Annotated in this window: 12 protein-coding genes and 3 pseudogenes; 4 read left to right on the plus strand and 11 right to left on the minus strand. The window is 67.9% G+C overall.

Annotated features, from left to right (window positions below; genetic code table 11):
• Both IEX31_RS17670 and IEX31_RS17675 read right to left on the minus strand, forming a co-directional pair.
• Positions 1 to 334, minus strand: a pseudogene (locus tag IEX31_RS17670) (hypothetical protein); the annotation flags it as partial.
• Between the two features lie 167 nt (positions 335 to 501).
• Complete coding sequence (locus IEX31_RS17675) at positions 502 to 1,233, minus strand: SDR family NAD(P)-dependent oxidoreductase (protein ID WP_188744712.1); 732 nt, start codon at positions 1,231 to 1,233, stop codon at positions 502 to 504.
• A gap of 117 nt (positions 1,234 to 1,350) precedes the next feature.
• Between IEX31_RS17675 and IEX31_RS17680 the strand changes: the two genes are divergently transcribed.
• Together IEX31_RS17680 and IEX31_RS17685 are read left to right on the plus strand one after the other, a co-directional pair.
• A complete protein-coding gene (locus IEX31_RS17680; RefSeq protein WP_188744713.1) occupies positions 1,351 to 2,304 on the plus strand; it encodes an AraC family transcriptional regulator in 954 nt (317 codons plus the stop codon).
• 156 nt (positions 2,305 to 2,460) lie between these two features.
• Complete coding sequence (locus tag IEX31_RS17685) at positions 2,461 to 2,892, plus strand: DUF1761 domain-containing protein (protein ID WP_188744714.1); 432 nt, start codon at positions 2,461 to 2,463, stop codon at positions 2,890 to 2,892.
• Between the two features lie 220 nt (positions 2,893 to 3,112).
• On the opposite strand, the gene IEX31_RS17690 is transcribed toward IEX31_RS17685, so the two are convergent.
• The 5 genes from IEX31_RS17690 to IEX31_RS17710 all read right to left on the minus strand — a co-directional run bounded on the left by IEX31_RS17690 (position 3,113) and on the right by IEX31_RS17710 (position 5,059).
• Positions 3,113 to 3,484 (minus strand): type II toxin-antitoxin system VapC family toxin, encoded by a 372-nt coding sequence (locus IEX31_RS17690; protein ID WP_188744715.1) that lies wholly within the window; start codon positions 3,482 to 3,484, stop codon positions 3,113 to 3,115.
• A complete protein-coding gene (locus IEX31_RS17695) occupies positions 3,481 to 3,726 on the minus strand; it encodes a type II toxin-antitoxin system Phd/YefM family antitoxin (protein ID WP_188744716.1) in 246 nt (81 codons plus the stop codon). Before IEX31_RS17695 ends, IEX31_RS17690 begins: the two co-directional genes overlap by 4 nt.
• Positions 3,727 to 3,754: 28 nt before the next feature.
• A complete protein-coding gene (locus IEX31_RS17700) occupies positions 3,755 to 4,288 on the minus strand; it encodes a hypothetical protein (protein WP_188744717.1) in 534 nt (177 codons plus the stop codon).
• Positions 4,289 to 4,419: 131 nt separating this feature from the next.
• The gene (locus IEX31_RS17705) at positions 4,420 to 4,821 is read right to left on the minus strand and encodes a type II toxin-antitoxin system VapC family toxin (RefSeq protein ID WP_188744718.1); all 402 of its coding nucleotides are present in this window, start codon (positions 4,819 to 4,821) and stop codon (positions 4,420 to 4,422) included.
• 4 nt (positions 4,822 to 4,825) lie between these two features.
• Positions 4,826 to 5,059, minus strand: coding sequence for a FitA-like ribbon-helix-helix domain-containing protein (locus tag IEX31_RS17710; RefSeq protein WP_188744719.1), 234 nt, complete (start codon positions 5,057 to 5,059; stop codon positions 4,826 to 4,828).
• A 253-nt stretch (positions 5,060 to 5,312) separates the two neighbouring features.
• Here IEX31_RS17710 and IEX31_RS17715 point away from each other — a divergent pair, with 253 nt between their 5' ends.
• Complete coding sequence (locus IEX31_RS17715; protein ID WP_188744720.1) at positions 5,313 to 5,510, plus strand: hypothetical protein; 198 nt, start codon at positions 5,313 to 5,315, stop codon at positions 5,508 to 5,510.
• A gap of 124 nt (positions 5,511 to 5,634) precedes the next feature.
• On the opposite strand, the gene IEX31_RS17720 is transcribed toward IEX31_RS17715, so the two are convergent.
• Both IEX31_RS17720 and IEX31_RS17725 read right to left on the minus strand, forming a co-directional pair.
• Positions 5,635 to 6,513, minus strand: coding sequence for an ABC transporter permease (locus tag IEX31_RS17720; RefSeq protein WP_188744721.1), 879 nt, complete (start codon positions 6,511 to 6,513; stop codon positions 5,635 to 5,637).
• Positions 6,513 to 7,373 (minus strand): ABC transporter ATP-binding protein, encoded by an 861-nt coding sequence (locus IEX31_RS17725; RefSeq protein WP_188744722.1) that lies wholly within the window; start codon positions 7,371 to 7,373, stop codon positions 6,513 to 6,515. Before IEX31_RS17725 ends, IEX31_RS17720 begins: the two co-directional genes overlap by 1 nt.
• A gap of 404 nt (positions 7,374 to 7,777) precedes the next feature.
• Between IEX31_RS17725 and IEX31_RS17730 the strand changes: the two genes are divergently transcribed.
• Positions 7,778 to 9,481, plus strand: coding sequence for a CocE/NonD family hydrolase (locus tag IEX31_RS17730; RefSeq protein WP_188744723.1), 1,704 nt, complete (start codon positions 7,778 to 7,780; stop codon positions 9,479 to 9,481).
• Between the two features lie 72 nt (positions 9,482 to 9,553).
• Here IEX31_RS17730 and IEX31_RS19705 read toward each other — a convergent pair.
• Together IEX31_RS19705 and IEX31_RS17735 are read right to left on the minus strand one after the other, a co-directional pair.
• A pseudogene (locus tag IEX31_RS19705) lies at positions 9,554 to 9,742 on the minus strand (ISAzo13-like element transposase-related protein); the annotation flags it as partial.
• A gap of 293 nt (positions 9,743 to 10,035) precedes the next feature.
• Positions 10,036 to 10,393, minus strand: a pseudogene (locus IEX31_RS17735) (hypothetical protein); the annotation flags it as partial.

Below are 10,393 nucleotides of genomic sequence, written 5' to 3' on the forward strand. Positions count from 1 at the left end.
TCAGCTTCGCCGCATCAGTCCGGGAGGACCCCGTGGAGGCGGCGATCATCCGGACCGGGTTGTGGAACCCCTGCGCCCTGGCCAGGCTCGACTCACCCGCCTCCCGGCTGGACCGTGTGGACACCTCGGCGGCGACCCGGGCCAGGAGCGCCTCGGCGTCGCGGCGCACCCGCGCGATCGCGTCGGTCACCCGGACCAGCCCGGCGTCGCTCATTTGCTCCACCTCGACCTGCGCCACACCACCCATCGCCCCGGACGACGGCAGGGCGCCGGCCCACGCCGCACGCAACTCCTCGACGTCACGCTCGAGGGTGTGCAGTGGCGGCTGGTTCATGACTCCATCCTGCACCCACCCACCGACATTCATGCGAACCACGAAACTGCCACTGATCAGGTGAATCACCTGTGGACAACCACGGCCCGAGCATCCCTGTGAAGGACAAGTCGAGCGCTGACACGAGCGCCCGCCGAACCTCGTCGGCCGGGCGCGCCGGGTGCGGTTCAACCGGCGAGCATGCGCTCGAGTTGGACCGGGTCGCCGAGATACACCTTTCCGGCCCCGGCTGATGCGTCGTCGGGCCAGATGATCTGTTCGCCCGCCTCGGTGCCGGCCAGAATGCGTTCGGCGACTGCCGCCGGGTCGGCCTTGTCGGCGTCGACGCCGGCCAACATGTCCGTATCGATACCGCCCGGGTACGCGCCGATCACCTCGATGCCATCGTCGCGTACCGCGGCCCGGAGGGCCTGCGTCAGCGAGTGGGTCGCCGCCTTGGACGCACTGTAGCCTGCCATCGGCGCAACCGGTGCCAGCGCGACCAACGTCACGACGTTGACGACAGCAGCACCGTGACCGTTCTGCGCGGCCGCACGAAGGGCAGGCAGGAACGCACGTGTGACCCGCAGCACCCCCAGGTAGTTGGTGGCCAGGTCACGCTGGAACAGGTCCAAGTCGCCGGTGAGCACGTCGCCGAAGCCGAGCACGCCGGCGTTGTTGATCAGCAAGTCCACCCCGGCCACGGCGGCGGCCGCCGCGTCGACGCTCGCCTGATCATCAACGTCCAGCGCCAGAACCCGCACCCGCGGGTCGGCACGCACGGCTTCGGCTACCGTCTCGGGCCTGCGTGCCGCGACATACACGGTGTCCACATCCCTGCGGAACAGTCCGCTGACCAGGTGTGCACCGAGACCACGATTCCCGCCTGTGACAAGTGCCGTCGCTCCTGCGATCTTCATTCGTTCTCCTTCTCATGGGGCTTGGGATGCTGCAACTCTATGACTCAGCCGAGCAACCATCGATGCCTGAACAGCTCCACTTCTTGTCCCAAACGCTCATCGGCTAGACTCGTACGCGTGGATCCGTTGACTGACGTGCTGACGCTCACCGGGGTGCGAGGTACCGTGGCCGCAACCGTTCACGCGGGCGCGGGCTGGGGTCTCGACATGGCCGACATCCCCGGCGCGGCATTCCACGCCGTCGATTCCGGCACCGCGTGGCTGCTCATGGAAGGTCAGCAACCACGCCAACTCGCGACCGGCGACATCGTGCTGCTCCCCACCGGCATCCGGCACCGCCTGGCCAGCGACCCCGGCCACCCATGCGAACCGTTCGACCACGCGGCCGCCAGAGACGCCCTGGCCAACGGGGGTGCATTGCACACCGGTGCCGAACCGCGAAGCACCCGCATCCTGTGCGCCTCATACCGGCTCGATCCATCTACCACCACGCCACTGATGACGTTGCTTCCTGCCGTGATCCAGCCACGGCCCGCCGCCCACGGCCCGCTCACCGACCTGGTTCGGGTGCTCAGCCACGAGATCGAGCAGCCCCGTCCGGGATCGGCCACCGCCCTCGACCGCCTGCTCGATCTCGTGCTGATCCACATCGTGAGGGACTGGCTCTCCTTCGCCGACCGGTACGACCTCCGCCCGTCTTGGCTTGCAGCCTTGCGTGATCCGACGATCGCAGCCGCGCTGACCGCCCTGCACGCCGATCCCGCCCGCCCGTGGACCGTCGAGTCGCTCGCCCGGCATGTCGCGGTATCGCGGGCGACCCTGGCTCGCCGATTCCAGGCGCTCGTCGGCACTACGCCGAACCGGTACCTCACCCGATGGCGAATGGACCTGGCGGCACACCGCCTCCGCACGACCGCCGACCCGATCGCTCCGATCGCCCGGTCAGTCGGCTACACCAGCGAGTACGCGTTCAACCGGGCCTTCGCCCGCATCCATGGAATGAGCCCCGGCCGATACCGCCTCGGCCATCGCGCACCTCACTCCGGGCTCTACTTCGACCTCGTCGGGTAGCTCGCGACATCCCTCGCGGCATCCCTCGCGGCATCCCACGCGACATGCCACGCGGCATACCCGGCGGCTCCCGGCGCGCTGCCGACCGCTGCGTTCGCCGCACGAGTAGCCTCTCGACCAGCGAGCGCTCGGCTCGGCTGCGAGGAGGAGGCGGAGATGGTTCCCGAGATCAACTACTGGGCGGTACTGCTGGCGACGGTGTCGAGCATGATCGTCGGAGTGATCTGGTACACGCCGAAGGTGTTCGGCACGCGGTGGGCGAAGCTCGCGAACGTCGACCTGGAACGCCCAGAGGCGAGCGCGGTCGGTCCGATCGTCGTGACGGTGCTCGTGAGCTTCGTCACGGCGTGGGTGCTCGCGGGCGCCTCGACCATCGCGTGGCACTTCTACGGCGGCGGGTACCTGGTGGCGGCGCTGCTGACGGCCGTCATCCTGTGGGCTGGATTCACCGCCGCGAGGATCATCACCCACGACGCCTTCGAGGGCCGTCCGTCGTCGCTGACCGTGCTCAATATCGCGCACGAGCTCGTGACGATCGTCATCATGGGCATCATCGTCGGGGTCTGGCCACCGGCCGACACCGTCTGAGGGTCAGTCGAAGACCCGGACCGAGCACGCGATCCCGGCTACGGTGAGATCGTCGAACCCACCTGCTCAGCGTCGGCTGGGCCGCGGCGGCCGGTCAGCGTGAGTCGTCGCAGCACGTTCGCGACCTCGTTTTGGCAGCACGCTCGGTGTGACCAGCTGCAAGCCGCTCACGATCTCGTGTGCGACCGCGTCGGTGATGAGACCGGGCGGGCGCCGACGTTCACCGGAGGCCGACGCCGTACGCCGCGAAGTGCGGATCCGCGGTGAGTATGGTGAGCTGCTCCGCGATCGCCTGGGCGATGAGCATTCGGTCGAACGGGTCGCGGTGATGCCACGGCAGGGATCGGAGCACCTCGGCGTGACGCGACTCGAACGTCAGACCGTCGAAGCCGCCGGCTTCGAGCGTCGGCAGGAGGTCGTCGGGCGCCGCGAGCTTGCCGAGCGAGGTCTTGATTGCGATCTCGGCGACCGTCATCGCCGAGACCAGCACGATGTTCGATGCGTCGGAGATCAGGTCGCGATGGTCGTCGCCGAGTCGTCGGTCGTCGGCGAGCCACCAGAGAAGGACATGGGTGTCGAGCAGCAGCCTCATTCGTCGAACCAGGCCGCCGCGTCATCCGTCGCGAAGGCGTCGAAATCGGGAGCGATCGCGACCCGTCCCTTCCAGGCGCCCGGATGCCGCGTGGATCGTTCGGGTGAGAATGGCACGAGTCTCGCGACCGGGCGCCCGCTGCGACTGATGATGATGCGCTCGCCGCCTTCGACGCGCGCGATCAGCCGCGAGAACTCGGTCTTCGCCTGGTAGATGTTGACGCTCTCTTCGCCCGTCGCCACACGTCGATCATACTTGACCAGACTTGACCTAGCCAATGGCTGGATCGTTCGTCTCTTCGAACTCGTCACTGAACCCGAACCGATCCGCCGATTTCGTGGCGCGCCGCCAGCCGTCGTACTGGGGCGGTCGTGTGATCTCGAACTTCGGCAGATCGGGCTTGTAGTAGTCGCGGAAGCTGTGCATCGGCCCGGTCGAATGCCAGCTCGTCGGATCGAGTTGGTAGTGACCGATGTGGTGGATGCCGCGGGCCTCGCTCACTCGCTCGAGCTCGGCCGTGATCGAGTTTCCGTCGGCGTCGTGGACCCACCAATCGTGTGTGTCGAGTTCGGGAACCTGCTCGATCGTCGCGAAGTATCGGATGTAGTCCTCGTCGACCAGGTCGACCACTTGCTCGGCGCTGGAGGAGAGGTCGCCGTTGAACCGCTCCGTGACGACCCGGGCGAAGAAGTAACAGAGGTCGCGATCCATGCCGACGACGAACAGGCGTCGGGAGTCGGGGTCGCTCCAGTTCATGCGCGCCGAGGTGAGTTGGACGAAGTCCCAGCCGGAATCGATGATCATGGCGTCGACTGTAGGGTCGAGGTGGACCCACGGAGCTGCTCGGTGAGCGGCTGGGAGGAACTCCGATGACTGCGACGGTGGGGAGGACGAGTGCGGATCGGAGGGGGCCACTCGTAGCCGCAGGTCGCGGGTCAGTCGAACAGCTCGACCGGGCAACCGAGTCCCGGTGCGCGGGCGAGTCGCCCGTCGCGGGTCACCAGCGTTGCGTCGACGAGTTCGGCCAGTGCGACATACGCGGCGTCGTAGCTCGAGAGGTTCGCCCTGAGGCTCCAGGCGCTTGCGGCGATCGCCGCCCAGTCCCAGAGATCGACCGCCAGGGCGGTGAAATCGTCGAATGCCTGATCGGCTTCCGCCGCGGTGAGACGGCCGGCGAGGGTGAGCCGGCGCAACACGTTGGCGACCTCGTAGGGCAACACACTCGGCGCGATCAGCTGCGACCCGCTCACGAGCTCGGGCTCGCCCGCCTCTGCGTCGAGCAGCAGTGCGGTCATGGATGATGCGTCGACGACGAGCTGCCGTGGGTGCGACCTCATCGCGTCAGCGGCGGTCTGCGTCGCGCGCGTCGAGGATCTCGGCTGTCGAGACGCGTGGATAGCCGCGTGCGTGTTCTCGGATGCGTGCGAGGGTGTCGTCGGGCGACGGCGTGCTCGCGATGCGGGCGAGTTCGGCGGTCAAGTACTCCTGCAGCGATCGGCCGGAACGCTTGGCGCGTGCCGCGAGTTCGTCCCGCACGTCGTCGGGAACGGAACGAATCGTGATGTTCACCGGCATCCGTTCACTGTACCTCCTGATGCCTGCAAAGTGCATGCACTTGGATCGGTTGACGGGGTTGAGCGTAGGCGAGCCGGCGTCTCCGTCGGTCGGCGATAGCCAGCCGTGTTGGAGTAGCCGTTCGAGGCCACGGCTGTGGAGGACGAGTTCGCGAGGAATGCGGCGGTTCGCGATCGACCAGAATTCTGGGCGATCGAACACAATCCCGCGCAGAAGAGAGCGGTTCGGTCCGCGGGCAGCCGAGGATGGACGTGTGCCCGAGACATCCGCCCCCCGGACCCCCCTTACCGGCGACATCGAGCAGCGCTTGAAGTGCGACATCCTCCCGCTGTTCCGCACCCGCTCGCGCTACCTGACGTACTGGCGGGCGAACGCCTACGGCAGCGAGGCGCACGGCGGCGTCGACGAGCTGCGTGCGGCCGCGGCATCCGGTGGCGCCGCGACCCACTGACATTCATGTGAGCCACGAAACGGCCACTGATCAGGTGAATTACCTGTGGGCAACTCCGCACGTGCCGGCGAGCACGATGCGCTCCCACTCCATCGTCGCCGTTACCGCGCGGGGCCCACCCTGCTCAGCGGATCCGGGTGCGGATGCGGCTTGCGGCCAGCCCCGCGAACGCGACCGCGATCACTGCCAGCAGCCCGGCTGCGAACCACACCGGCACCATCCAGTCGCCCACGTGCAGCGTGATGCCGTAGAACGCGCTGAGCTCGTCGATCGCGGCCTGCTGCCCGCCGACCAGATCTGACAGGGCCGTGGCGGTGAACTGCCGGCGCAGCAGCATTGCGGACTGCGCGAACGGCAGGGCGCTGACAGTGTCGCGCACCGCGTCGGGGAACAGGCCGACAGCGATGTAGGCGCCGGCGACGAAGCCCGCGACGGTGCCGACGATGGTGGACAGCGCGGCGAAGGAGCCGGTCGTGCGCAGGAAGGAGACGACGAACGCCCACAGCGCCGTGAACCCGGCGGTGGAAACCACGACCCAGCCCACCGAGGCGGCGACCCGGCCGACATCGAGGACGACGCCGGGGAGAAGCCAGAGGTAGAGCAGCGCGACGGCGAGGACGATGACCGTCATGGCAAGGCCGATGAGGAAGGCCGAGAGCAAGTAGCCCAGGACGAGTTGCCCGCGTCGCAGGGGCGAGACGAGGAAGTCGCGGAACCGGCCGGTCGAGGCGTCCTCCACGAAGACCGACAGCGCCCCGAGCGGCGTGGTCATGGTGGTGAGCGCGACGACGCCGGCGAACATCCAGGCGTCCACGAAGCCCCGCACCTCGGCCTCGTCGGCCCCGGGGATGCTGTCGGTGATGGAGGTGACCTGCAGGTCGCCGAGGAACAGGGTGTAGAGCAGGAACACGATGAGCGCGCCCAGCAGCGAGAAGAACACGTTCAGCGGGTCGCGGAAGAACAGCCGCAGGTTGCGGCCCGTGATCGTCAGGATCGTGCCCATCAGATGCCCTCCACCTCGCGGCCGGTCAGTGCCAGGAACACGTCGTCCATCCGGCCGTGCCGGAACTCGAAGTCCAGGACCTGGGCCCCAAGGCCATCGAGGATGCGCAGCGCCTCGCGGGAGTCGTCAACCGCGAGCTGCTTCGTGCCCTCGGCGGTGGTGACTGTAAGGACGCTCGAGGAATACTTCGCGCGCAGCTCCGCCGGGCTGCCCTCGGCGATGAGGCGGCCGTGGTCGATGATCGCCACCTGATCGGCCTCCTCGGTCTCCTCCATGTAGTGGGTGGTGAGGAACACCGTCAGCCCGGTGCGCTCCCGCAGCTCACGGAGCGTGCGCCATACCATCTGGCGGCTCGCCGGGTCCAGGCCTGTCGTCGGCTCGTCCAGGAACACGATCTCCGGTTCGTGCAGCAGTGCGCGGGCGATGTCCACCCGGCGGCGCTGCCCACCGGAGAGCTTCCCGTAGCGACGGTCCAGGAATTCGCCCAGCTCCACGAGCTCGGCAAGCTGTCCGATCCGGGTCCGGATCGCCCGGCCGGAGCCGAGGTAAGGGCGGGCGCGCACCGCGAGGTTCTCCCGCACGGTGAGCGCCGCATCCAGCAGCGAGTCCTGGAACATCACCCCGATCGCCCGACGCACCGAGTCTCCGTCGCGGATCACGTCGTGGCCGTCGACCGTGAGTCGGCCGGCGTCGAAGCCGGTCACCGTCGTCAGGCAGCCGATCGTGGTCGACTTGCCCGCCCCGTTGGTGCCGAGGAACGCGAACACAGTCCCCTCGGCCACCTCGAAGGACACGTCGTCAACGGCGGTGACGTCCCGGTATCGCTTGGTCAGACGCTCAACGGTGATGCTCGCCGGCATGATTGCGGTACTCCTCGCCCGGCCGCCGATGGGGCCGTCGCGCAGGACACTACCAAGCGGAGGTGTCCTCGAATCGCCGAGCTTGCTCGCGCCGTAACGCGGCCCGAGCGCGCGAATGCGCGACGCGAAGAGCTCGAGGGGGATCGACGGGCGCAACTTCGCGGCGCGGAGGATTCGCCGGCGTCCTCGCGCGCTCGCCGAACGAGGGCGGCGGATTCCTCGCGCGAGCGTGTCGGCCAGCACAGACGTGTCGGCGACTTGCCCGCCGGTGACGACAGACGCCAGCGCGCGGCCCTTGCCGTCGCAGACGAGGTTCGGGGTGCACTCCGTCCTCTGTCCTGAGAGGCACTCAAGCTGCACAGGTGATACCGTATGTTCCTCACGGAAACGCAAAGGAGCGGTTCATGGCGAGCGAGATCGTGGTCGAGAAGAACGTGATGGTCCAGATGCGGGACGGCGTCTTGCTCGCAACGGACATCTACCGCCCGGCGGACGCCGGGCCGCTGCCCGCAATCGTGCAGCGGATGCCCTACGACAAGGAGGGCGTGGCGCTCCGCAACTTCGCCTTCGAGGTCATGCGCGCCGTCCAGGCCGGATACGTGTGCGTCGTGCAGGATACCCGCGGGCGCTACCTGTCTGAGGGGGAGTTCAACCCGTTCTTCGACGAGGGACGCGACGGCTTCGACACCGTTGCCTGGGTGGCCCAGCAGCCGTGGTGCGACGGCAACGTCGGCATGGCGGGCGGCTCGTACTTCGGTGCGACGCAGTGGCGCGCCGCAAGCGAGAGTCCCGAGGCGCTGAAGGCGATGGTGCCCTTCGTCACCGCCGCCGACTACCACGAGGGCTGGACCTACCAGGGCGGCGCGTTCGAACTCGGCTTCAACCTCCACTGGACGCTCATCTTCCTTGCCACGGGCGAGCTCGCCCGTGAGATCGCGAAGGGCAACGCCGATCCCGGCGAGTTCGGTGCGCTGATCGCTGCCATCAACGACAACGACGCGCTTTTCGAGCGTCTCCCGCTGACCGACTTGCCGCTGCTGAAGAGGCTCGCGCCGTACTACCTCGACTGGCTCGACCACCCCAGCTACGACGACTACTGGAAGGCGATCGCGCCGAAAGAGTCGCATAGCAAGATCACCATCCCGACACTCAATATCGGTGGCTGGTACGACCTGTTCCTCGGCGGCACGATCGCCAACTTCGTCGCGCTGAAGGACAAGGGTGCGCAGCTGCTCATCGGCCCGTGGGCGCACGGCGCAACCACCGGCTGGTTCAACGACCGCTCGTACGGCTTCCTCGCGAACTACGCCGCGCTCGACCCGACCGCGATCCACGTGCGCTGGTTCGACCGCTACCTGAAGGGCATCGACAACGGCGTGGACGCCGCCGCGCCCGTACGGCTCTTCGTCATGGGCATCGACCAGTGGCGAGACGAGCAGGACTGGCCGCTGCCGGACACTCACTTCACGCCCTTCTACCTCCGCGCGGGCGGCGCGCTCTCGACCGAGTTGCCCGGCGGCGAGGACTCGAGCAGCTACGACTACGACCCCGCTGACCCGGTACCTACCTGTGGCGGCCCGACGTTCCTGCCCGGCCTGTTCATCGCCGCCAACGCCGGTCCGCGCGACCAGCGCGCGATCGACGGCCGCGCCGACGTGCTCACGTTCCAGACCGAGCCGCTCACGAAGGACACCGAGGTCACCGGACCGATCGAGCTCGTCCTTTACGCGTCGTCGTCGGCCCGGGACACCGATTTCACCGGCAAGCTCGTGGACGTCCATCCCGACGGCCGCGCCGAGCACCTGACCGACGGCATCCTGCGCGCCCGCTACCGCAACTCGATGAGCGCGCCCGAAATGCTCACCCCTGGCGAGGTCTACGAACTGCACATCGACCTCTGGGCCACCGCCAACGTCTTCCGCGCAGGCCACCGCATCCGGCTCGACATCTCCTCAAGCAACTTCCCGCGCTTCGACCGCAACACCAACACCGGCAATACGGTCGCGACGGACACGGCGGACGCGTTGGTGGTGGCTACGAATCGCGTCTACCACGACGCCGGCCACCCGTCCCATGTGATCCTGCCGCTGATTGAACGTCAGTTGTAGCGACCCGGGACGTTGTGAATGTGTGAGTCGGATGCCGCGAGTTGTTCTGCTTGCGCGTGTCGGGTTGAGGGTGTAGTTCCATTCGCCGTGCCAGTCGTGGCGGGTGAGCGCGCCGTCGGTCTCGAGTTCGCGCATCTGCTTGTCGGTGATCTTGATCCTGGCGGGGTATTCGTCGGCAATCAGGACCGCGGTCACCGGCACCACGGACGCTGCGGTGGTCGCGTTGATGGTGTTCACGATGAGGTTGTCCTTCTCGACCACGCCCTTCCGGTTCCCGCGGCGGGGCGCCAGACCACAGGCTGGACGCGCACCCGGAGAACGTGCTCGGCGTCGACGGTGCAGGGGAGGAACTCAGGCGGATCGCGATCGCGATCGAGTCGAAGCGGCACCAATCGTCGAGCGTCAGAGCGGCACCACCTCGGGGTGATCCGATCGAGCACCGGGCTCGGGCCCTCACCCCGGTCGGGAACGACGTCGATCGGGGTGCCGAGCAACGCCTCTGCGTCGATCATGAACCCTGCGAGGACTTTCGGGCGGGGCTTCCGCCTGCGAGCTCAGCGTGAAGCGATCGCGCTCAGCGTGGCGGAGAACATCGCGAGCGCGGCGATCCCGGCGAACGGAAGCGCCGCGATGGCGAGCGTCACCCACAGCACGCGGCGTCGTCGCGCCCGTTCGACGTCGCGTCGCAGTCGTTCGAACGCGTCGTGATCGACGGACTCGGTCTCAGGTGCACGCTTGCACGTCGTGGGCTGAGTGGCGAGCGCCGCGACCTGCTGCACCTGCTCGGGCGTGAGCGTGACCGGATGCCGCCGGAGCCAACCGACGAGGTCGAACTCGCGCAGCACAGTCACGGTGTCCGGGCGCTCGCGCACCGTCATCCGTCGTGCCCCCACGATCGTGATGATCGGTGTG

Source organism: Agromyces bauzanensis (assembly GCF_014645655.1).
Lineage (GTDB): Bacteria > Actinomycetota > Actinomycetes > Actinomycetales > Microbacteriaceae > Agromyces > Agromyces bauzanensis.